18 protein-coding genes are annotated in these 23774 nt (G+C 49.4%); 12 read left to right on the top strand and 6 right to left on the bottom strand.

The annotated features are described in order from the left end of the window. Positions 1-8: 8 nt before the first annotated feature. Genes P5G61_RS09140 through P5G61_RS09125 form a run of 4 tightly spaced genes read left to right on the top strand, consistent with a single transcriptional unit; the run spans position 9 to position 10020 of the window. Complete coding sequence (locus tag P5G61_RS09140) at positions 9-1058, top strand: isochorismatase family protein (RefSeq protein ID WP_301246169.1); 1050 nt, start codon at positions 9-11, stop codon at positions 1056-1058. After that, positions 1055-8293: an amino acid adenylation domain-containing protein gene (locus P5G61_RS09135; protein ID WP_301246168.1), complete on the top strand. Its 7239-nt coding sequence runs from the start codon at positions 1055-1057 to the stop codon at positions 8291-8293. Before P5G61_RS09140 ends, P5G61_RS09135 begins: the two co-directional genes overlap by 4 nt. A gap of 12 nt (positions 8294-8305) precedes the next feature. Next, positions 8306-8542 (top strand): MbtH family protein, encoded by a 237-nt coding sequence (locus P5G61_RS09130; RefSeq protein WP_301246167.1) that lies wholly within the window; start codon positions 8306-8308, stop codon positions 8540-8542. Further along, positions 8539-10020 carry a DHA2 family efflux MFS transporter permease subunit gene (locus P5G61_RS09125; RefSeq protein ID WP_301246166.1) on the top strand — a complete coding sequence of 494 codons (1482 nt, stop codon included), beginning with the start codon at positions 8539-8541 and terminating at the stop codon, positions 10018-10020. Before P5G61_RS09130 ends, P5G61_RS09125 begins: the two co-directional genes overlap by 4 nt. A 185-nt stretch (positions 10021-10205) precedes the next feature. Here the strand turns inward: P5G61_RS09125 and P5G61_RS09120 are convergent, their stop codons facing one another. From P5G61_RS09120 to P5G61_RS09110, 3 genes are all read right to left on the bottom strand, one after another. Further along, on the bottom strand, positions 10206-10520 hold the full coding sequence (locus P5G61_RS09120; protein WP_301246165.1) for a DUF2628 domain-containing protein: 315 nt from the start codon (positions 10518-10520) through the stop codon (positions 10206-10208). A gap of 239 nt (positions 10521-10759) precedes the next feature. Beyond that, entirely contained in the window at positions 10760-11443 is a 684-nt protein-coding gene (locus tag P5G61_RS09115; protein ID WP_301246164.1) for a 4'-phosphopantetheinyl transferase family protein, read from the bottom strand. 83 nt (positions 11444-11526) lie between these two features. Further along, on the bottom strand, positions 11527-12399 hold the full coding sequence (locus tag P5G61_RS09110) for an arylamine N-acetyltransferase family protein (protein WP_301246163.1): 873 nt from the start codon (positions 12397-12399) through the stop codon (positions 11527-11529). Positions 12400-12640: 241 nt separating this feature from the next. Between P5G61_RS09110 and greA the strand changes: the two genes are divergently transcribed. Further along, on the top strand, positions 12641-13117 hold the full coding sequence (gene greA, locus P5G61_RS09105; RefSeq protein ID WP_301246162.1) for a transcription elongation factor GreA: 477 nt from the start codon (positions 12641-12643) through the stop codon (positions 13115-13117). 74 nt (positions 13118-13191) lie between these two features. Here greA and P5G61_RS09100 read toward each other — a convergent pair whose 3' ends face one another. Together P5G61_RS09100 and P5G61_RS09095 are read right to left on the bottom strand one after the other, a co-directional pair. Beyond that, positions 13192-14481, bottom strand: a complete 1290-nt coding sequence (locus tag P5G61_RS09100) for a hypothetical protein (protein ID WP_301246161.1) — start codon at positions 14479-14481, stop codon at positions 13192-13194. Between the two features lie 221 nt (positions 14482-14702). Further along, positions 14703-15635, bottom strand: a complete 933-nt coding sequence (locus P5G61_RS09095; protein WP_301246160.1) for a hypothetical protein — start codon at positions 15633-15635, stop codon at positions 14703-14705. A gap of 236 nt (positions 15636-15871) precedes the next feature. On the opposite strand from P5G61_RS09095, the gene P5G61_RS09090 reads away from it, so the two are divergent. The 4 genes from P5G61_RS09090 to rlmN all read left to right on the top strand — a co-directional run bounded on the left by P5G61_RS09090 (position 15872) and on the right by rlmN (position 20679). Next, entirely contained in the window at positions 15872-16552 is a 681-nt protein-coding gene (locus P5G61_RS09090) for a response regulator transcription factor (RefSeq protein WP_301246159.1), read from the top strand. Then, entirely contained in the window at positions 16545-17954 is a 1410-nt protein-coding gene (locus P5G61_RS09085; protein WP_301246158.1) for a sensor histidine kinase, read from the top strand. The genes P5G61_RS09090 and P5G61_RS09085 overlap by 8 nt, the downstream gene beginning before the upstream one ends. An 88-nt stretch (positions 17955-18042) precedes the next feature. Next, a complete protein-coding gene (locus tag P5G61_RS09080) occupies positions 18043-19407 on the top strand; it encodes a sodium-dependent transporter (RefSeq protein ID WP_301246157.1) in 1365 nt (454 codons plus the stop codon). A 177-nt stretch (positions 19408-19584) separates the two neighbouring features. Next, entirely contained in the window at positions 19585-20679 is a 1095-nt protein-coding gene (rlmN, locus tag P5G61_RS09075) for a dual-specificity RNA methyltransferase RlmN (protein ID WP_301246156.1), read from the top strand. A 344-nt stretch (positions 20680-21023) separates the two neighbouring features. Here the strand turns inward: rlmN and P5G61_RS09070 are convergent, their stop codons facing one another. Further along, positions 21024-21464, bottom strand: coding sequence for a GNAT family N-acetyltransferase (locus P5G61_RS09070; protein ID WP_301246155.1), 441 nt, complete (start codon positions 21462-21464; stop codon positions 21024-21026). Positions 21465-21672: 208 nt separating this feature from the next. On the opposite strand from P5G61_RS09070, the gene P5G61_RS09065 reads away from it, so the two are divergent. The 3 genes from P5G61_RS09065 (at position 21673) to P5G61_RS09055 (ending at position 23735) form a co-directional block, all read left to right on the top strand. Beyond that, positions 21673-22113, top strand: coding sequence for a MarR family winged helix-turn-helix transcriptional regulator (locus P5G61_RS09065; protein WP_301246340.1), 441 nt, complete (start codon positions 21673-21675; stop codon positions 22111-22113). 179 nt (positions 22114-22292) lie between these two features. Beyond that, complete coding sequence (locus P5G61_RS09060; RefSeq protein WP_301246154.1) at positions 22293-22841, top strand: hypothetical protein; 549 nt, start codon at positions 22293-22295, stop codon at positions 22839-22841. A 165-nt stretch (positions 22842-23006) separates the two neighbouring features. Next, the gene (locus P5G61_RS09055) at positions 23007-23735 is read left to right on the top strand and encodes a class I SAM-dependent DNA methyltransferase (protein ID WP_301246153.1); all 729 of its coding nucleotides are present in this window, start codon (positions 23007-23009) and stop codon (positions 23733-23735) included. Positions 23736-23774 lie beyond the last annotated feature (39 nt).

Raw genomic sequence — 23774 nt, 5'->3', positions numbered from 1 at the left:
GGATATTCATGGCACTTCCAAAGATTCAACCCTATGCAATGCCTGTAGAGTCGGAGCTTCCCGTCAACAAGGTAACGTGGACGCCGGATGCGAAGCGCTCGGTACTCCTGATTCACGATATGCAGCAATATTTTATGAACGCTTTTACGGCAGGGCAGTCCCCTGTGGTGGAGCTAATCGATCATATTTCACAACTTCGTTCGAAGTGTCATGAGCTTGGCATTCCGGTGGTCTACTCCGCACAACCGGGTGGACAGACACCGGAGCAGCGCGGACTACAGCTGGATTTTTGGGGCGTGGGGATTGATGGAGGACCTGTGCAAAAAGAAATCATTGAAGCACTCACACCCGCTCCGCAAGATACCTTCATGACCAAATGGCGATACAGCGCCTTCCAAAAGACAGAATTGTTTGAACTGATGCAGCAGCATGGTCGCGATCAACTGATCGTCTGCGGCATTTATGCTCATATCGGATGTCTGATGACCTCTTGCGAAGCCTTTATGAGAGATATTCAGGCGTTTCTGGTTGCGGATGCAGTGGCTGATTTTTCGGCGGAAAAACATCGCATGGCTCTGACGTATGCATCAGAACGGTGTGCTGTGACATTGACAACCGAGCGTCTTCTTGAATCGTTAAATGATTCTTCCACAGGCGGAATTGGAGGAGCCGTAACGTCCGAGGCAGGTGAGCAAGGTGAACAATCCTATGCTACACCCGCTCATGTGGCTGGTTCAGAGACTGAGCAGCAAACGGCATCTGCAACCGAGAAGCCCCAGAATAGTCGTGATAGCGTGAACCAAGCGACGCTGGAAGCATTGAGAAATCAGGTTGGAGAGATGCTGCAGGAGCAGCCTGCGAATATTGGGGAGCATGATGACCTGATTCAGAACTGGGGAATGGATTCCATTCGTATTATGAGTCTGGCTGAGCGCTTTCGTGTGGAAGGAGCGGGGGTAACTTTTGTGGATCTGGCGGAACTGCCTACATTGGCTGCATGGGCAGCGTTGCTGGATAAGGCCTATACGAAAGTGCTCCCGAACGGAGACTACTTTTGAGCGGGGCCGTGCATACGTCGCATAGTCGGAACACGGCTTGGCCCCTGTCTTCTGCCCAGTCCGGTATCTGGTTCGCTCAGCAGTTGAATCCGGACAATCCGATGTACAATACCGCCGAGTATGTGGTCATTCAGGGCAACGTAGACGCCAGACGATTCGAAGAGAGTGTGCGACAGACCGTTTCGGAAGCAGAATCGCTGAATATGGTTTATGGCGAAAATGACCAAGGTCCGTGGCAGTCTGTGAACAGCAAAAATGATCATTGGGCATTCCATGTCCTCGACGTGAGCAAGGAAGCGGAGCCCCATGCAGCAGCACTGGCTTGGATGAAAAGGGATCTGGCCCATCCCGTCAACCTGGCGACAGGCCCACTTTTCACGGAGGCATTGTTCCAGGTGAGCCATGAGTGTTATTACTGGTACCAGCGTGTTCATCATATTGCGATTGACGGATATGGCGTTTCGCTGATTACCCGCAGGGTAGCCAGCCTATACTCCGCAAGTGTAAGAGGAGAAGCAGCAGATCAAGCACAGCAAGCAGCGTCGTTCGGCTCGTTGACTGCCGTACTTCAGGAAGACGAGGCTTATCATGCCTCAGTAGACAAAGAACAGGATCGTCAGTTCTGGATGGAACGATACGCAGACGAACCGGATGTTGTCAGTCTGGGTGAACGGGCTCCACGAACATCTACCTATTTCCTGCGTCAGAGCGGTCTGCTTACCCCGCCGCAGCGCGAGCAAATGCAGGCGGCAGCGGCAAGGTTCGGTGTGACCTGGCCGGATCTGTTCATAGCGGCAACTGCCATCTACGTACACCGGATGACAGGAGCGACCGATGTTGTGCTGGCTCTGCCCGTAATGTGCCGGTTGGGATCAACATCCCTGCGGGTTCCGGGTATGGTCATGAACGTGCTTCCGCTGCGTCTCCACGTTGATTCGGCTATGAACGTGTCAGAGCTGCTGAAACAGGTTGTGCAGGAGATTCGGGCGGTACGCAAGCATCAGCGTTATCGGCATCAGGATCTGCGGCGTGATCTCAAGCTGCTTGGAGAGAATCGTCGTCTGTTCGGACCCATGATTAATGTGATGCCATTCCACCATGAATTGAACTTTGCGGGGCAGAGCGGCATGATTCACAACCTGTCCACTGGTCCGGTGGACGATCTGTCCATTCATGTCGTGGACCAGGGTCATGGTCATGGGCTGAGTATTGATTTTGATGCTAATCCGTCCATCTACAGTGATTCCGAACTGCTGAACCATCAGTTGCGTTATATGCAGCTTCTAAACCAGGTGATACAGGAAGGGATGGAGACGGAAACGGTTGGAAATCTTGAAGTGCTGCTCCCTGCCGAACGTGAGCGAGTATTGGTTACATGGAATGGAAAAGGAGAGGTGACGGGCGGCAGCAATTCGGCAGCACTGTTTGAACAGCAGGTCCGCCGCACGCCTTCAGCAACGGCACTGACATTCGAAGGGGAATCCCTGACGTATGCGGAGCTGAATGAACGGGCGAATAAGTTGGCTCATGAATTGATACAACGATATCAGGCAGGGCCGGAACAGATGATAGCCATCGCTCTGCTACGTTCACTGGAAGTGATCATTGCGATTGTGGCTATCCACAAAACGGGGGCCGCCTATCTGCCACTTGACCCTGACTATCCCGAAGACCGGCTGATCTACATGTTGGAGGATGCCAAGCCTGCTTGTGTAGTGACGGTGATGAACCAGGCTTCCAATCTGCCGACCATGAACAGTGTGCCGATTATGGTAATGGATGAATCGAGTACGGCTATGTCAGTGAGCCGCCAGCCTGGAAGTAATCCCGAAGCTGATGACCTTACAAGTGAAGCTTCTCTGCTCAATCCTTCATATATTATCTACACCTCAGGTTCCACGGGTAAACCCAAAGGTGTAGCCGTAACCCATTTGGGGCTGGCAAATCTGCTTGAGGATATGAAGACGAGATTACAAGTGGGTCCACACGACCACTGGCTGTCGGTGACCACGATTGCTTTTGACATCTCCGTACTGGAAGTATTCCTGCCGCTTACGACAGGTGCCCGGCTGGATATTGCGCGCAAAGAGACGATTCTTGATCCGGCAGCTCTGGCTGCGAAGATGAGAGAGCAGGGGACAACCATCATGCAGGCTACGCCTACGTTATGGCAGTCTTTGGTGACGAGTCGTCCGGGGCGATTCGACGGGCTAACCGTGATTACCGGAGGAGAGGCGTTGACGGAGGAACTGAAGCTTTCTTTGCAGGAGCTGGGATGTCACGTCAATAATCAGTACGGTCCAACCGAGACGACCATCTATTCCACGGCTGCATCACTGGATTCAGGGGCGACAGGGAAACCGTCAATTGGTGGGCCAGTTCGCAACACGCAGTTATATGTGCTGGATCAAGGCCTGAAGCCAGTCCCTCCGGGCGTAGCAGGGGAACTGTATATCGCAGGCGAGGGGCTTGCGCGTGGGTATTTGGGCAGACCTGATCTGACCGCAGAACGCTTTGTAGCCAATCCCTTTGGTCAGCCAGGCAGTCGGATGTATCGTACAGGGGATTTGGCGAAATGGTTGCCGGATGGTTCCATCGATTATTTAGGACGGGCAGATCACCAGATCAAAATAAGAGGCTTCCGGATTGAACTGGGCGAGATTGAATCGGTCATCTCCAGATATTCTGGGGTAGCTCAGGTCACGGTCATGGCTCGCGAAGACCAACCGGGAAACCAGCGGCTGGCCGCGTATGTAGTAGCAGAGTCTGAACTCGAGAATCGTATGGATCTGGCAGAATTAAGAGCATACGTGTCAGATGCACTGCCGGATTACATGGTGCCTGCTGCATTCATGCTGCTGCCCGAGATGCCGCTGACACCGAATAAAAAGATCGATCGCAAACGGCTCCCTGTGCCTACTTTACTGTCAAATGCCAATGGGCGGGAGGCACGCACACCACAGGAGGAAATGTTGTGCAGTCTGTTCGCTGAGATTCTAGGTGTTGGTCGTGTGGGCATTGACGATGATTTCTTTGAACTGGGTGGACACTCCCTGCTGGCCGGGCGAATTACAGCACGTATCCGCGATGTGTTCGGTGCAGATCTGACCATTGGCAGTGTATTTGAAGCTCCAACCGCAGCAGGACTGGCCAAACGATTGAATCAGGCGAAATCGGTGAGACCTGTTATTCAGCCTGTTCCACGTCAGGGTGAGCTTCCGCTTTCCTTTGCCCAGCGGAGATTGTGGTTCATGTATTGTCTAGAGGGTGCCAATCCGACGTATAATATTCCGCTGGTTGCCCGCTTGACCGGGAAGCTGGATACGGATGCTCTGGAGAACGCTCTGCAGGATATTGTAGACCGTCATGAAACATTACGAACGTTGTATCCGCCTGAACTTGGTTCTGCGAGCCAGCATATTCTGAATGCCGCTGACGTCAAAGTGAAATTGAAGGTAAGTGCTGCTACCGAGCAGGAGCTTCCCGAGCTTCTGACAGAAGCGTCACGCTACAGCTTCCAGCTCTCCACTGAACCGGGCATCCGCGCCGAATTATTCAGAATCGGGACAGATGAGCATGTGCTGCTGTTGCTGCTCCATCATATTGCCGGAGATGGGTGGTCATTGTCGCCGCTCATCCGGGATCTGTCAGAGGCTTACACGGCACGCCTGCGGGGTTCTGCGCCTGCTTGGGAGCCGCTTCGCATTCAATATGCCGACTATGCGGTATGGCAGGAAAGATTGCTGGGGGATGAGAAGCAGCAGGACAGTCTGGTTGCAAGGCAGATGGAATTCTGGACTAACCAGCTGGCCCATTTACCGGAGCAGGTTACGTTCCCTACTGACTATGCCCGTCCAGTCGTTTCCAGTTACCGCGGCGGGTCAGTTCCTTTTACGATTAGCCAACGTCTGCATGAGCAACTGATGGTAACTGCACGTGAGAATAAAGTCAGCCTGTTCATGGTGCTGCACTCGGCACTGTCCTTGCTGCTTACCCGAATGGGGGCAGGAACGGATATCGCGATCGGAACGCCAATTGCCGGACGGAGCGATGATGCACTGGATGAAGTCGTAGGCATGTTCATTAACACCCTTGTGCTGCGTACCGACACTTCGGGTGATCCAACATTCCGCGAACTGTTGGCCCGTGTACGGGAAGTCGATCTGGCTGCATATGAACATCAGGATCTGCCTTTTGAACGATTGGTTGAAGTATTGAATCCGCCGCGTTCCCGTTCCAAACATCCACTCTTCCAAGTGATGCTTGTGCTGCAAAATACACCGGATATTCGTCTTGAATTGCCAGGTGTTACAGCGGAAACCCGCATGCATGGTGTGGGTTCATCCAAATTTGATCTGACGCTCGAGCTGACAGAGCTGCGTGAGCATAACGGATCTCCAGGCGGAATTGAAGGTGTGCTGGAATATAGTGCGGATCTCTTCCGGGAATCTACCGCAGGCGAACTCGTGGTCCGGTTGATGCAGGTGCTCGAGGATGCAGTGCTGCAGATGGATGAACGGATCAGCAGATTCCATGTCGTGACTCCGACAGAGCAGGCGCAGCTTGAACAAGAATGGTCCTTTACGCTAAGTGAAGATGCGCATTTGACTATAGCTGAGCGTTTTGAAATACAAGCAGCAGCCCAACCTGTTGCGACTGCCTTGACCTGCGAGGATATCACCATAAATTACAGGGAGCTTAATGCAAGAGCCAACCAGCTTGCCAGATTACTGATCGCTCAAGGCGTGGGACCGGAACAAATGGTAGCGCTGGCCTTGCCTCGCTCCGTTGAGATGGTTGTGGGCATTCTCGCTGTGCTAAAAGCAGGCGCTGCCTATCTGCCGCTGGACCCGAATTATCCGGCAGACCGATTGACACATATGCTGACAGACGCAGCACCGAACGTGATGGTAACGAGTACAGAGGTGTACGCCATGCTTCCGCAGGTAGCGAATATTCAGTGTATTAATATGGACGATCCGCATATCCTGCAGCAATTGGAGTTGCTGGATGATCGAAACCCAGCGGATAGTGAACGCAATGGGCGTGTAACACCTCGGAGTCCGGCTTACATGATTTATACCTCGGGTTCGACAGGCAAGCCCAAAGGGGTCGTTATTCCGCATGCGAATGTCATCCGTTTGTTGGATGCTACGCAGCACTGGTTCCATTTTGATGCAAGCGACGTGTGGACTCTGTTCCATTCCTATGCATTTGATTTTTCCGTCTGGGAAATCTGGGGACCACTGCTGCATGGAGGGCGTTTAGTCGTTGTTCCCCATGAGATCAGCCGTTCGCCGGGAGCGTTCCTGCAATTGCTCGCTGAGCAAAAGGTAACCGTATTGAACCAGACGCCATCCGCATTCTACCAACTCATGCAGGCGGACCGGGAAAATCCGGCCTGGGGGCAGCAGCTTGCACTCCGTTATGTCATTTTTGGAGGCGAGGCACTGGAGCTTGGCCGCCTGGATGACTGGTATGAACGGCATGCTGATAATGCCCCAAAACTCATCAATATGTATGGCATCACCGAGACGACGGTTCATGTCAGCTACCAGGAACTGCATGCAGGCAGTTCAACCGAAGGAGCGAGCAGCTGGATTGGGTGCGCCATACCGGATCTTCGGGTATACGTGCTGGATGATCATCTGGAGCCTGTACCGACAGGAGTAACCGGAGAGATGTATGTAGCCGGAGCAGGTCTGGCCCGTGGGTATTGGAATCGACCTGATCTTACAGCTGAGCGATTCGTTGCTGATCCATACGGTCCAGCAGGAACTCGCATGTACCGGACAGGAGACTTGGCGAAGCGTCTGCATGATGGCTCGCTCGATTATTTGGGACGGGCGGATCAGCAGGTGAAAATACGGGGGTTCCGTATTGAGCTTGGCGAGATTGAAGCGGTGCTGGCAAGGCATGCAAGCGTGGCCCAGGCTGCCGTAATCGTCCGTGAAGACCAGCCGGGGGATAAGCGTCTTGTAGCTTATATTGTTCAGGCTTCGGTTACAGGAACGGTAACGGAATCGGCTGCTTTGCGTCGTCATGCGTCTGCCAGCCTTCCGGATTATATGGTTCCATCTGCGGTTGTAGCGATGGAGAGTCTGCCACTAACACCTAATGGCAAGCTGGATCGCAAGGCACTCCCCGCACCGGAGATGCAATTAACGACAGGTGGCAGAGCGCCGCGCAACCCGCAGGAGGAGATACTCTGTGATTTGTTTGCCGAAGTATTGGGCATGCGGAGTGTGAGTATTGACGACAGTTTCTTCGAACTGGGTGGGCATTCGCTGCTGGCTGTGCGCCTGATGAGCCGTATCCGTGAGGCTATGGGGCGGGAGCCGGGAATCGGCATTTTATTCGAGACAGCTACCGTAGCGGGACTGGCAGAGCGATTGGAGATGGATTCCGAATCCGGAAAAAGCTCGCTTCAGGTGCTGTTGCCGCTCAGAACACATGGACAGCATCTGCCCCTATTCTGTGTCCATCCAGCAGGAGGACTTAGCTGGTGTTATGCCGGGCTGATGAAACATCTGGGCATGGAGTATCCGCTCTATGGGTTACAGGCCAGAGGCATTGCCGAGGTTGAGGAACTTCCGTCCACACTGGAAGATATGACAGCAGATTACATCCGTCATATCCGCTTGATACAGCCTGAAGGACCTTACCGTCTGCTGGGCTGGTCTCTTGGGGGCAACGTTGCGCAGGCTATGGCGGTGCAGCTGCAATCCGAAGGCGAAGAAGTTGAGTTCCTCGCCATGCTGGATGCGTATCCGAGCCATTATCTGCCGATTCGTGGAGAACCGGATGAGGAAGAAGCCTTAACCGCATTGCTTGCACTGGGCGGTTATGATCCGGACAGCATCGGGGATGGGCCGCTGGATATGGCAACAGCTATGCGCATACTGCGCAGTGAGGGCAGTGCGTTGGCGAGTTTGGATGAGGAGACGATCATGAAGCTGCGGAAGACCTATGAAAACTCCGTACGGATCCTGGGAGCCTACACGCCATCCCGATTCGAGGGGGATCTGATCTTCTTCCGTTCCACCATTATTCCGGATTGGTTCGACCCGATTGAACCGGAAATGTGGAATGCGTACATCGGAGGCCAGTTGGAACGTCATGATATCGCTTGCCGTCACAAGGATCTTTGCCAGCCTGGGCCGCTGGAGGAAATCTGCCGAACACTGGCTGCCAAGCTGGAGGAGCTGAACAAGCGTAATATTCAACATAAATAGGAGGATAAGGCGATGAGCAACCCATTTGAACATGAAGACAGCAATTATCTGGTGTTAATCAATGAGGAGGGACAATACTCCCTCTGGCCTGCTTCCCTTACGGTACCTTCGGGTTGGACCCTAATGCTGGGCAAAGCCAAGCGTCGGGTATGCCTTGATTACATCGCCGAGCAATGGACAGAGCTGAAACCATTAAGCCTCTGTGGTGAAGCTGGCATGCCTGGAGCCATTCATGAGATTAGCAGATGAAAATGGGTCTGAATCCCAAGGTGATTGTCAGCATCGTCTACGTTCTGGCGATGTTTATGGTGGCCATGGATGGAACGGTCTTGAACGTAGCACTACGAACCATCAGTGAAGAGCTGGGGATTCCCCCGGCTGCTTCAAGTACCTTGAATGTAGGGTATCTGGTGAGCTTGGCTGTATTCCTGCCTGTCGCGGGCTGGCTTGGTGATCGATGGGGTACGAAGCGGGTTTTCCTGTTGGCACTTGCACTGTTTACAATATCTTCTGCGCTCTGTGCAACGGCCGATCAATTAAGTACGCTGACGTTCTTCCGCATTTTGCAGGGAGCAGGGGGTGGTCTGCTTACTCCTGTAGCAATGGCGATGCTGTTTCGAACCTTTCCGCCTCAGGAACGGGCTAAAGTATCCCGAATGCTCATACTGCCCATCGCTCTGGCCCCGGCCCTTGGGCCGATTGTGAGCGGATTAATTGTGGACCAGCTCTCCTGGCGATGGATTTTCTATGTGAATCTGCCCGTCGGCATTCCAGCAGTGATCTTCGGAATGTTGTATCTGAAAGAGCATAGAGAGCAGGGAGCCGGTCGATTGGATGTACCGGGCTGGTTATTATCTGCCCCAGGACTCGCTCTGACGATGTACGCGCTTAGTCAGGGTCCGCTGCGAGGGTGGACTTCCCCTCTTATTATTGGAGCCGGTCTTACAGGAATCATTCTATTGGTGTTTCTCGTAGTAGCTGAATTGCGCGCGAAGCAGCCTTTGCTTGACCTACGTTTGCTCAAAGACCGCCTATTTCGCTATTCGGGACTGGTATCCGTATGCGGAGCAGCAGGTCTGCTGGGTATGTTGTATGTGTTTCCGTTAATGTATCAAAATGTGCTAAACGCCACTGCGCTGGAGACAGGGCTAACTACATTCCCGGAAGCCCTGGGGCTTATGATTGCTTCCCAGCTTGTGCCATGGACTTATCCGCGGCTGGGCCCGCGAAAGCTGATATCCATGGGGCTGATCTGCACGGCAGTGATTTTCATTACGCTAAGTCAGATCACAGTGGATACGAATCCATGGTTCATCCGTTCCTTATTGTTCGGAGTGGGTATCTTTCTGGGACAGACGGTAGGGGCGGTGCAGATTGCTTCGTTTGCCCAGATCCCGTCTCCTTCCATGGGACGAGCCTCCACCTGGTTCACGGTGCAAAACCGTCTGGGTTCAGCGATTGGAATGGCGTTATTGTCTGCTGTTCTGGCTGGCGTGGGTACAACGACGGTGACTGCTGCTGGAACGATGGAGCCGAATATGCTGGCTTACCGTTTGGCTTTGCTGGGAGCTGCGGCGTTTTTGTTGATTGGTCTATGCTTTGCCCTGAAAATCAGCGATGCTGATGCGGCTACAACGATACGGAAGAACAGTGGTCAGGGTCTCTTTCGGAGGCAAAAGAAATCTCCATCATTAACGCAGGAAGCGTCTGTACAATCGAAAGGTTAAGTCTTTTAGCCTGATAGTTGAACATGATCTCTCTTCTAATCAGAGTGTGTGAATGCAGTCCATTAATATTAAAAAGTCCCTGGCGGGTTCGCTGGGGACTTTTCGGTATTTCTACATGAATACGAGTCTATAAATCTACAATAAAAATCTAAATAGCTATGTTTGTTACTCTGTTTTCTGGTGTTTTACGCTGCTCGAGCAATAATTTGATTTCTCTCAAGAACCGATTGAGACTCAGCATTTGCGGGACGGTAGCCTTTTTCCAACAATTCTTTAATGTAAATTTTGTTGTACACGAAGGAGAATACGATTCCACTAACCCAAGCTCCAATGCCTACAGTGAAGACTCCAAGAGCCACGCTAATCAAAAACATGATGGCAGCCCATTTCAAATCACCACGGAAAAGCGCAGGGAAAAAGCCAAAAAAGAGTGTTGTCCAGCTGAAACCAACTTTAACGTTTTTGGTTACACCTGCATTGTTTTGCAAAAAGATATGCATTAGTCCACTTCCTTCTAAAATAATGAATCGGTAGAGAGAATCGAGCATTAACAAGTATGTACTGTAGAATCTAGTTATAAATACCTGATCTTTAATACCTATTTATCTTCCTTTTGGTCCTATAGTACCATTAACTGGACAGAATGTTAATCATTTTTTTTGAAAATTATGGTTTGGAAAGAGATAAATGCACTTTTTAATAGAATGTAAAAAGGAAGGAGAGGTTTGTAACCCCTCCTTTATAATAAAGCCTGATACAACTCTTCAATTGTGATGAAATCCGGCTGGGCAGGCAAACCTTTGCCTGCGGAACAAGCTGCTAACATATGCCCGTGATCCAGTCGCATGCTGAGGAATGGATAAGAGGCTGCTTCCGGCGAGTGCCAGTGCCCATCAGCATTGCGGATCATGGAGAATGAATCAAGTGGCATAGACAGGCCCATGCCGACGGCCTTGATATAGCTCTCCTTCAGCGTCCATAGACGGTAGAAAGTCTCCAGCTGTATCTCGGCGGGCTCAGCAGCCAGAAATTCGCTCTCCGTCTTAGAGAAGAAGCGCTCCGCAATCTTCATGTCGATGGGCGATATTTTTTCCACATCCACACCCAGAACAGTTTCACCACCGGAGATTAGAGCAATCCAATCGCCGGAGTGCGAGACATTAAATTGAACATCAGCATAGTTGCTGAGCGAAGGTTTGCCGTATTTGTTACGGGTAAACGAAAGCCTTCCTGGGTTTAGGCCAGTCAACTTACTCAGCGTCACACGGGTCAACATTTCACCCAGAACAGAGCGATACGCGTCCGCCAGATGCACAAAGCGTGAAGCTTGTGCTCGTCTTTCCTCAGATACGTGCGAAAGAAAATGGTTCCAGTATGCCTCTGGCAATTCTGCCGGAACTTGTAGAACATGAATCGTTATCATCATTTATCACCTGACGATGTATTCGGCATCCATTGCAGACTTTCCTTTATATTCTTCGGTTTCTCGGGACTCCCCATACCGCTTCATGCCTGCTGTGTTCTTTTCCATTCCTCATGTGCGCCCTGTACCCGACCCCACATTTCTTTACGTTCCAGTTCCGTGTAATTCACCAACGGTTCATGGAACCGCGCGGCTAATACGTCTTTCCAATCGGTGTAGGTTTGTATCTCCGTTTTGCGGATCCCTTCGCGGTCATGCGTCCGGAGCATACATCCACGCAGCTCGGTGCTTTGAAGAGCATCCCTCTGACGGAGCAAAAACGCGTTATGCCAAGGTGAATCGGTCGACTGGCTGTAGAATTCATGCTTCGGAATGAACTCTTCCAGACGGGTAAGCACTTCGGGGGCATAGTCTACACCCTCACTTGGCCCGTTTGGCTCGTATTCAAGTCTCCATCCGCCAGGAGCAACGGATGAAGGCATTAATGTATATGTGAACGGTGCTGATCCATAGGTTCCATAACGAAGAGGAAGCGGTTCGAAGGGCATGCCACCCAGACCGACATCCACAATCCAACGTTCCACATTGGGTTCTACATCTGGCAAAGAGACCGACAGACCGAGATGGAACGAGTTCACACGTGGCTGTTCACCATGTGGCTGAACTCCGGCACGATGCCAATGCACTGTATATCCCAGAGAGCGAAGCAGAACGCTGAATGCGCCATTTAGATGAAAACAGTAACCACTGCGCCCTTGCAAGATAAGCTGAATCGATTCTTGAAGATCGATGCCGGCAGGCCGACCCGCAAAAATATCAACCGTCTGCCAGGATAGATGCTGTACGTGTGCCTGCTGGATTTCGGACAGGAATTCCAGTGTGGGTTCCTTGATATCATGAATGCCTATCCGTTTCAGGTAGGCCTGTATTTCAGGTTGAGTCAATGTAACATTCATCCAGATCACCTCGAGTCATGTAGTGGGCGTGTTATATACTGCTGCTGCCTGAATTCATTGTAAAAGTGATCGACTGAAATGAATATACAAGTTTGCTTCAATTGTACCGGTACAGTTAAGAGAGACACATACACATCTTTCCATGATTGGGAGCGTTATTTCTTTTTATTGGTATGTTAACCGTTTGGAGTGGATATAGGTTAGAATATAGATAGAAAGCAGGATTAGGAGAGATGGAAAAATGGCTAATGATGAAGTGATTTTGACACAGGAAGGCTTGGAAAAGCTGGAGGACGAACTGAGGGATTTAAAGACGGTGAAGCGTAAGGAACTGGCGGCGCGTCTGAAACTCGCGATCAGTTACGGTGACCTGAAGGAAAATAGTGAGTATCATTCAGCCAAAGATGATCAAGCTTTTATGGAAACCCGCATTTTGATTCTGGAGAAAATGCTGACCAAAGCAAGAGTCATTACTTCGGACAATATTGACTCGAACAAAGTAAGCATTGGCTCAACCATTCTGCTTAATGATATTGAGTTTGCCGAGAAGATTGAATACATGCTGGTTGGTCCGGCCGAGGCAGATGTTGCTGATAAAAAAATATCCTACGAAAGCCCGCTTGGCAAGGAATTGATGGGCAAAGAAGTAGGCAGCGTCATTCATGTCAATGCGCCAATGGGCGTTATCAAATATGAGTTGCTTGAAATTAAAATTTAATCGGTATAGAGGTGTTTCGACAACCATGAAAATGGCTGTGGAGCATCTCTTTTTTTGTTCTTATAGGACGATATTCAGCTACGTTTCTTCCGCCCATTCAGAACCTCAAGGGTCATGGCATAAACCACCCAGAGCAGGATCACAATATGGATTATCGCAATGGAGATGCCGATGCCGTACATCCAGCTGTTGGTCAATCCGTATCCGTGCATGTTAAAGCTTGTTTCATCTCCTCCGCGGGAGCCTGTGTTCATGATCATGGCAATATTTACGCAGGTAGTCAGGGAGAAGGCGATTGCTGCGTACATCCATTTACGTTCAAAGAACGGGACCAGAACAAAGAATAGCAAAGCAGGTATGCTGTAACGCTCATGAATTTCCGTTGGCAGCATAAAGAAGGCGAGATTCACCGCTGTACCTGCAATGAGCAGAGACGAAATACGCATTTCCTTGATTAACAACAGATAGACTGCTACTCCAACCACGGCAATAACAAGCAGCAGCAGACCGAGCATTTTGTACGTCACTACGCCAAACAACACCGTAGCATCGCTTGTTCCTGGATCACCCAGCAGATGATACCAGATGTTCATGGCATTCAGGGAAAGCTGCGGGTACATATTAACGGCGCTTCCGTATGCGTTGTGCAGCATGGTACTGAGGGTCTCGTTTGCTGCAAAATAGAGAAACACAGGCAGTATAGCAATCATTAATCCAGCCGCAAATAGAAGCGTACCGCGAAATTGCCTGTGATAAAGCTGGCGTAGTAATACAATACCGATAACCGGGGCAATGACGATTGCCTGAAACTTCGCCAGCAGGGCAGCGGAGAATAGTATACCCGCCAAGAGAGGATTACTTAGAAGCAGAACGGTAGATAATACCATCAATGTACTGTGCAGGATGTCGATCTGTCCCCACATGGCGCTGTCGACCAACAGACCGGGGTTGATGGAAAGGACTGCAAGCAGCAATAAACATGCGCCTGAGCCCAGTTGTTTGAAGGTGAGGGTTAAGACCGCCATGGACAGCATGTCGAAAGTGATAGGCAGGATTTTCATGGACAGATTGCCAGCTGAGGCGGTTATGCCGAGGCCATCGAGTATCCAGCGATACAACCCCAGAATGAAGATAAAAAAGGGGGGATAGTTCTGATCTTTGCCAAACAGGTATGATTCGCGAATACCGTACTGGTGAACAGCATTCATCCAATCGACGAACAGGGACTGATCTCCGACATAACCCCTGAATTGTGTTCCAAGGTACAACCGAAGCAGCAGACCTCCGGTGAAAATTAGAGCGGCATACAGCCAGAAATGCCTGTTCCATCGGGTGTTTGGATCTGTGTAGCTCAGCGTGTTCATGATTCTCCTCCTCAGCATGGGCAATTGAGATTGTGCAAGTATAGGCGACCAAGATGAGAGAGGCATTAATTTTCGACCGTATGTGTGTGGTACGAAGCTTAAAGTTTGCTGAATGCCATGAATTGAAATGATGTATCATGCAATAGACGAAGGGAGGGTCCTGTGAACAGGACCCTCCTTCTTAATGGTTTGGTGGTAGTTTGGGGTTGTGGGGAAGCGAATTAATTGGATTGGTTACACTGTTCAGTTACTTGCTGTTTGGCATAGGTATGGAGTGTTTCCGTAAGTTTGCTGGAATCCACGCCTTTTTCTTTGGCAATGGCCGTTAACGTTTTTCCGTTCTTGAGTTGGGTTTGCAGCTCATCTGCGGATGTGCCGAACAATTGGGCAGCCTTCGCTAAATAACCACTGTCCCTGAATTGCTGTTGCTCTGTTGTTAATGTACCGGACGTATTTTTCCAGGATTCATTCAGCTGAGACGTGACCCAGCTTTTTTCTTTGGCAACGACCGTATTAATGACCTTGCTCTTGTCTACGCCCTGATTTTCAGCGATATCGACAATGGATTTGCCAGCTTTAATTTGCTGATTCAGCTCTGTCTGAGACAAATTCAGAGCCGAGGCTGCTGCCGACTTGTTCAAATTGGTTAAATCCTTCGCTGCTGCCGTGTTCGATGTTTTTGCCGAAGCGGCAGCGGTTTTAACCGTTGTTGAAGTGGTCGTCGACGTGGTCGTTACCGTCGTTACAGTGGTCACTTTTTTGGAAAGGGAATTATTCAACTGTTTGGTCAAATCTGTCTTGATGGAAGCCACTTTGGCTTGTGTCAGCTTGCCGGATTTCTGATCAGTTGCGAGCTTGGTTAACTGCGGCTGCAGCAGGGCATTGGTTACTTTCGTTGTGCTTACGCCCTTTGCTTTAGCCAGATCCGCCAACGTTTTACCAGCCTGGAACTGCTTTTGCAATTCCGTTTTGCTCAGGCCGAGTACTTTTTGCAGCGATGTATTGGAGCAGAGGGAGCTCTGGTCCAGACTGATATTATATCCATTCGAACTCACCTTGGCATTGGTTGCAGCAGAAGCTTGAGTTACAGCGGTTGGGGTGGCGGCAAATACCGAAGCCGATGTGGCAGAGAAGATCATCGTTGCACCCAGCATGGCAGGAATCTATTTTTTCATTGTACATTCACTCCTTATTTTCTGTTTAATTTTTGTTGCACCCTTACTGTAATCCTGAAAGGTGAAAAAACGGAGAAAGACGGGCTGGCGTATTTTTACAAATGCAATGGATTGGACACGGACCATCCGGAAGTGCGAGAATGTTTGAACATTAAACACAGGGCAGGGTTGGTGTGCTCGTCTTTATCACATACTGCTTCATAGGAGGATCCACTTTGACTACACATCGCATATTGCTTGCTGAAGATGACTCCTTGTTGGGTGAGTTGATTGTTCATATGTTGGAGAAAACGGGATTTGGAACCGTTGAATGGGTGGAAAATGGGGAAGATGCCTATGACTATTGCATAAATTCTCATTATGATGTGGCTGTGCTGGACTGGATGCTGCCTGGCTGGACAGGACTATCCGTATGCAAAAAATTACGAGAGAACGGCTATACCGGAGCGATCCTGATGTTAACCGCCAAGGACGCACTGTGCGACCGGGTTCAGGGATTGGATGCGGGAGCAGACGATTATCTGGTGAAGCCATTTGAATTGGAAGAGCTTCAGGCCAGACTGAGAGCCTTGTGTCGTCGTAATTATGCACCGCTGCTGGAGGAGATCGCTGAGCTGGATGGTCTGCGTTTGAATCGTTCCAGCCTGACGCTGAGTAAGGAAGAGCAGGTCATTCAGTTGAGTCCTCGTGAATTTCAGATGCTGGATCTGCTGTTACGGAACAAGAGTGCCACTCTCAGTCGCGAATTAATTCTGGAACGGATCTGGGGATATGATTCGGACGTTTCGACCAAAATTGTGGATGCCACAATTAAGCTGCTGCGCAAAAAGCTTGAGCTGTTCAACAAACAACACCTGATCCATAGCATCCGAGGGGTGGGCTATAAGCTTGAATAAGAGAAAACGAATAGGTGGAGGTGGACAAGGCATCGACCGGGGGAGAACTAAAGGCAATTTGTTCGATCGTACGCAGAGCCGTCTTACCCTCACCTACAGCATTCTAACGATTGTGCTGCTTGCACTATTTGTAGGCGTTGTCTACGTTCTGCTTTCTTATATTGTCATCAATGGTCAAAAGGATAATCTTCTATCTCTCGTTGCGGTTGAACGGGCTTTGGTGGAAAAGAATATGCAGGAAGGCAAGGCAGAAGATACGCTGGATAATCGAAGGTTATGGGGATCGGGCAGTGACCAGTTCTTCTATTATGTCCTCAGTTCGGATGGCAAAGTGATCTCAGGCAATGAAATATTTCCGGCGATGCGTTCGGATCTTCTGGGGCTTGTACAGGACTGGAAGCCCCGTGCTAGGGAGATTAAGGAGATAAGCCTGACTGTTCCCGCAGATGTACTGGATAATGGAGAGGAAGGCTCTGCACCCGTAGCACCATCGACTCTCCATCTGATGGTGACCGGCCAGAACGTGCTGACCAAGAATGGCCCGGAAATGACGCTCTATGCGGGAATCAATGTAACGCCTCAATACAAGTTGCTGCACAGGCTGCTAATACTGCTGATCCTACTGGCGATTCTGTTTGTATTTATTGCCTGTCTTATCGGTTGGCTGATGTCTCGTAAAGCGATGGTTCCTATTGTGAAATCCTACAATCGACAGCGTGAGTTTGTGGGAGATGCTTCCCATGAGCTGCGCACTCCGCTGAGCGTGCTGCTGGCATCCGTTAATGCGCTCGAGCTGGAGCTTGGACAGGATGCACCGTCCTTTGCCAGAAGAACCCTTTCCAATATGAAAGAAGAGATCAGGCGGATGACAAGGATGGTTCAGGATTTGCTTGTTCTGGCACGTTCCGATTCGGATGAGCTTGAATTAGTGAAGCGGGATTTCGATTTCCGACCGATTGCCGAAAAGACACTCAGATCCATTCAACGTCTCAAAGCAGCAAGGGGCATTCGAATGGAGCTGGAAGGGCCTGAGGAGATGATTCTACATGGTGATCCAGAGAAACTGAGACAGGTGCTGACCATTTTGCTGGATAATGCCGTGAAGTTCACCCCGCGGGGTGGGGAGGTCATCGTAGTTCTGTCGGATCGGGATAAAGAGGGTCGACCTGTCTTCCATTTGTCTGTAACAGATACGGGTCCCGGCATTAGTCCAGAGCATATGGAGCGAATCTTTGATCGCTTTTATCGTGGCGATAAATCACGTACACGCGGCCCGGGAGGGCACGGTCTGGGGCTTGCGATTGCAAAGTGGATTGTTGAAGCCCACCATGGTCGGATTGCTTTGTTAAGTGAAGAAGGCAAGGGCAGTACATTTAGTGTAGATATTCCTGTAAATAAATAACATTTCGATTAATTTCGATTTTCGAATGACCTGAGTGGATGACTGTTATATAATAACGGAAAATCTTAGAACAGATGGAGTAGATATAATGAATTTTAGTAAGTCCAATGATTCTAATTTGAATCAAGACGGTCCAAACAAAGGTGAACGTTTCTCACAAGCTGGATTTATTATGGCTGCCATCGGCAGCTCGGTCGGTCTGGGCAACATGTGGAAGTTCCCTTATATTACAGGAGAGAACGGGGGCGCAGCCTTTTTCCTGCTCTTTATCGTCTGTCTCCTGTTGATTGGTCTGCCCGTATTGCTGGCCGAACTTGCGATTGGCCGCAGCGGCAGAGGAAGCGCAGCAACAGCTTTTATTAAAGCAGGTGGACAAAAGGGTTGGCTTGCGGCTGGATTACTGCAAGTACTGACGCCGTTTATCATCCTTTCCTTTTATGTCATTATTGCGGGCTGGACGCTTCAATATGCGGTAACGTCCTTCAGTGGTACCTTGTATAACAATACCGACTTTGCCGGACAATTCGATAATTTTGTGGGCGGTTATATGCCATTGGTATGGCAACTGGTTTCAGTTCTAATCACAGGCCTGATCGTAGTCAAAGGAGTCTCCAACGGCATTGAGAGGTTTAACAAGATCCTTATACCGGCGATGCTGGTGCTGCTCGTGATTCTGATGATTCGTGCGGTAACTTTACCGGGAGCTGGAGCGGGGGTATCCTTTTTCCTGAATCCCGACTTCTCACAGCTGACGACCGAATCTGCACTGGTTGCGCTTGGACATGCCTTCTTCTCCCTGTCGCTTGGTATGGGTATTCTCGTGACATACGGTTCATATGTTGATAAAAATCAATCGCTCGGTGCAGCAACCGTTGCTGTCGGTGCGGGTGACCTGATCTATGCGTTCATTGCCGGTCTGATCATATTCCCAACGACATTCTCCTTCGGGATTGCACCGGATCAGGGTCCGTCGTTGATTTTTGTAGCACTGCCTGCTGCGTTCTCGGCCATGCCGCTCGGATTCCTGTTCGGCGGATTGTTCTTCGTGCTTCTGGCGATAGCGGCATTAACATCAGCTGTATCCTTGCTGGAGGTTCCGGTGAAGTATTTCATGGAGCGATTGTCCTGGAGCCGTAGTCGTGCGGTATGGGTCATCTCACTTGCAGTCTTCCTCGTGGGTCTTCCTTCGGCACTTTCCTTGGGGTTGATGCCTGATTTGAAGATTGGCTCCAAAAATGTGTTTGACTGGATGGATTTTGTCGCGTCCAACATCATGCTTCCCGTTGGTGGATTGCTGGTTACTATTTTTGCCGGATACTTCTGGAAAAAGGCTGCCGAAGCATCCGGCCTGCGTGCAGGATGGTTCCGGGTATGGCTGTTCATGCTGCGTTACGTAGCGCCTATCTTGGTGCTTCTGGTTCTGCTGCATACCTCCGGTATTATCCATTTCTAAACATATGTGAATGGAAGTGAGCAGGAAGGTACTGCGCAGATTTGCCATTGATAAAACCTCTTGGAAGAAATGCAAAAGCCCTTGTGTTCCCTCGCCAATTTTGGGACAATACAGAGTAGAGGTTTTTTGGGTAGGACCGATGAGCCATATGCTTTTTTGCGAAAAGAGGACAATAACATGATTAAATCATCCATATATGGATTAACATTAGAGCAATTACGTGACTGGCTGCCGGAGCACGGGCAGAAGAAATCCCGTGCTTCCCGCATCTGGGAATGGTTATATCAGGAACGTGTGAATGATTTTACAGAGATGACGGACGTCCGTCAGGAATGTCTGGATGTCATTTCCGAGCATTTCACGATGAACTCGCTAAGTGAACATGTGAAGCAGGAATCGGCAGACGGCACGGTGAAATTTCTGCTTCGTATGCAGGACGGTAATCTGATTGAGACCGTCTTAATGCGCCAAAAGTATGGTCTCACTGTGTGTGTAACCACTCAAGTGGGATGTAATATTGGATGCAGCTTCTGCGCGAGTGGGCTGATCAAGAAGAGCCGCGATCTGTCCGGTGGCGAAATTGTAGAACAGATTATTCATGTACAACAGTATCTTGATGCAGCTGGCCAAGGCGAGCGGGTAACTAACGTGGTCGTTATGGGAATTGGCGAGCCGTTTGACAATTTCCAGAACATGACGGACTTCATCGAAGTGATCAAGCATCGTAAAGGACTGGCGCTTGCGGCGAAGCGGATCACCGTATCCACGAGCGGACTGCCTGACAAGATCAAGGAATTCGCCGACAGCAATCTGCAAGTCAATTTGGCGATTTCGCTGCATGCACCGAATAATGAACTGCGTACACAGATCATGAAGATCAACCGGGCCTTCCCGATTGAACAATTGATGGATGCGGTGGATTATTACCTGACAACAACGAACAAACGCATTATGTTTGAATATATTTTGCTTCGGGACGTCAACGATCAACGTGAGCATGCCGCCGAACTGGCTGAACTACTTTCGAGCCGGAAGAGCATGGTCAGCGTCAATCTGATACCGTACAATCCGGTGGATGAGCATAGCCAATATCAGCGGAGTACCGAAGAGTCCATTCTGGGCTTCTATGATACATTGAAAAAGAATAATATCAACGCCACTGTACGCATGGAGCATGGTACCGATATCGATGCCGCCTGCGGACAACTGCGTAGTAAACAGATGAAAAATAATGCCGATGAATCGCAGCCAGGTCGCTTGGCTTTGGGATAAAGAGGTGAGAGAAGAAGTCAGGTTAACGCCTGACTTCTTTGTCATGATAATGCTTATTAAACGCTCTCCTAAGTGGAGCACTCCTAACGAACTCACCACCCCTTATTGTGGCAAATTACACGAATTAGAAATCCTAACGAATCTCAGCCACGTTATTACGGTAAAAAACCGCAGAATAAGGTGCATTGTAGGCTGCAAAACAGTAAATAAGGTGTATATGATTCATACATTCTCAAAATGGCTGGATCACCAATAATAACACTTGCTAGGTTCCTTAGAACCCAAAAAGAGCATCCCAAAGTCTTGTTCTTGACCTTTGAGGATGCTCTTTATTCTTTTTGTAGTTATTTCAGTTTTTTGGTCATCAGCAGATGAGGAATGCCATCTTCCATAAATACGTCCGAGGCAGCCGTGTATCCGAGACGTTCGTAGAACCCGGAGGCTTGTACCTGTGCGTGCAGCTTGGCTTTTTCCAGCCCTTGGTCGAGGGCCATCTGCTCCAGCTTATCGATTAGTACACGACCAAGTCCATGTTTTCTATAATCGATCATGACACAGATCCGTTCCAATTTAGCAACATTTTCAACTACACGCAGTCTGGAAGAGGCAGCTGGCGCACCGTCCACGTAAAGAAGGATATGACGAGCTTCTGTATCCAGTGCATCATAAGTGTCGAATTCATCCTCCGCAGACACACCTTGCTCTTCAACAAAGATGGCAGTACGTATGGCGAAGCAAGCGTCGAGCAAATCTTGACGATTAGCTTCAACAATAGTTGTATTCATGAAATTTTCCCCTTTAGTTAATAGTAATCCTATCCTGACATGGTAAACTGGTACATAGCATGAACGTGTACCTGCCCCAAGTGTTATCATGGTTAAAATATGAACTGATTCAATTTAGTTATATCATCAATTATGTTGCGAATGCAACAATTATAGTTGGAGAGTGAATGCATTGACTGAAAAAAAAGAAGTGTTGCGTGAAATCGGCATGATAGCCCGCTGTCTGGATTCAATCAGCAACGTGGAGTTCCAACATTTAAACTTGTCTCGTGGACAGTATCTGTATCTGTATCGCATTTGCGAGAATCCCGGCATTATTCCTAACCAGCTGGCTGAACTAATCAAAGTCGATCGTACCACGGCAGCCAGAGCTATCAGCAAACTGGAATTGGACGGATTTATTGTCAAACAATCCGCATTGGATAATAAAAAGAATAAGCTGTTATATCCGACAGAGGCTGGTCTTGAAGCCTGGGAATTCATCCGCAGAGAAGGAGTTCACTCGGACCAGGTTACGCTTCAAGGCTTGACGGAAGAGGAGATTGAGACAGCAGTTCACCTCTTACGCCGAATGCGTCATAATATCGAGGTGGATTGGAAATTCGTCAAAAAAGGCGGCCGCCGGCCTTATATGGATCAATCTGAATAAATCCTATCTCTGTCCTTGATTGCTATAATCCATTTCATTTACGCCTGCGTGTCCGATTATACGTATGGCTTCTTTGAAGCATGTCGATAGACGCTTTTCTCAGTAAATTCACAGAAAGTGATGATATACTTCTTCTCATCAGGAATAAACCATTCATTGTGAAGGGGGGGACAACGATCATGAACAAAGCAGCCGTAAAGAAGAAATCGTATATACCGAAGAAAGACCGTAAATGGGTATTGATCAGTCTGGTGGTGACAGCAGTTATTTTGGCTTACGGCCTGTGGAGTATGCTGCATCTATATAACAGTACGACGAACTGGAACGACCACCACATCAGCGAGGCTTATAAGGGTTATGGCTCTCAGGCCCAGATATTGCTCTTTATCGTGCTGGCTTATTACGTGATCCTGTTTGTGATGAAACGTAAATGGCTTGACGCCTGGGCGCAAATCAGGAAACTAGCTATAAAGCTGCTGGGCATAGCCCGTCGTGTACACGTCCCGATAGCCATTGTTGCAATGGGATTGATAGCCCTTCATGTGATTGGAGCTTTTTTGTTTAACTTCAAGCTGGATTTTAATCATATTACGGGATTGTTCGCTGGGATTACTCTGCTTCCTGTTCCGATTGCCGGGATTTTCCGTTACAAGAAGCTAGATCGGCAGTGGCATCTGAGATCGGGTCTCGCTTTTGCGGTATTGTTCCTGATCCATGCTTTTCTATAAAAAAGAAGTACAGTGAAGCGCCAAGATGGCGCTCGCTGTACTTTTTTGGTTTTAGATTACCGAGGTTGAATCAGGCAAGGGTTTCAACTATAGCTTCCAAAGGTGTATAATCTTTCAGGCTGAATAGGAGAGCTGAACTTCATCCTAGGACCGGAGGGGTACGCAATGAGCGAACGTGGATCTGATTTTTACGAAGATGAAGCTAATTTTGAGAAGTATATGGAACGCCGGCAGTGGCAGGAGAATGCCAACGATACGTTGGAGAAGCCTGTAATGCTGGAGCTGATCGGAGACGTTGGGGGCAAAAGTATATTGGATCTCGGCTGTGGGGATGCGAGGTTCGGAGCAGAACTGCTGGGCCCTAGCCATCTTGGAGGCAGTTATACCGGAGTTGAAGGTTCAGTGAATATGATTCAGGCTGCGAATGAATCGGTAAAGGGCCAGAACGCTCAGATTGAGCAAGCGTATATGGAAGACTGGGACTATCCCGCGGATACATATGATCTGGTCATATCCAGGCTGGCGATTCATTATATTGAGGATGTGGATAGCCTGTTCCGCAAGGTCTATCACACGTTAAAAGAGAATGGTACATTCGTATTTTCGGTAGAACATCCTGTGATCACGTCGACGTTGCAGCCTTCGGGGACCCGAACCAACTGGGTAGTTGATCAGTATTTTGTAGAGGGATTTCGGGAGCAGCAATGGCTTGGAGGCACAGTGAAAAAAATGCATCGCTCCATCGAATCCTACTATATAGCGTTACAGCAGGCAGGATTTCAAGTACAGCATCTGCGGGAATCGGCACCTCAGCGTCCGAATTTCGTGAACGAGGAGACATACCTGCGCAGACAGCGCATTCCGTTGTTTTTATTCCTCTCTGCCCGGAAATAACACACAGAAAACTGTGGATAATTCATAAAATAGCCAAAC

It is taken from the genome of Paenibacillus vandeheii, assembly GCF_030433635.1.
Lineage (GTDB): Bacteria > Bacillota > Bacilli > Paenibacillales > Paenibacillaceae > Paenibacillus > Paenibacillus vandeheii.
Note: the sequence above shows the minus strand (reverse complement) of the source record. Positions and strands in the feature narration are given on the sequence as shown.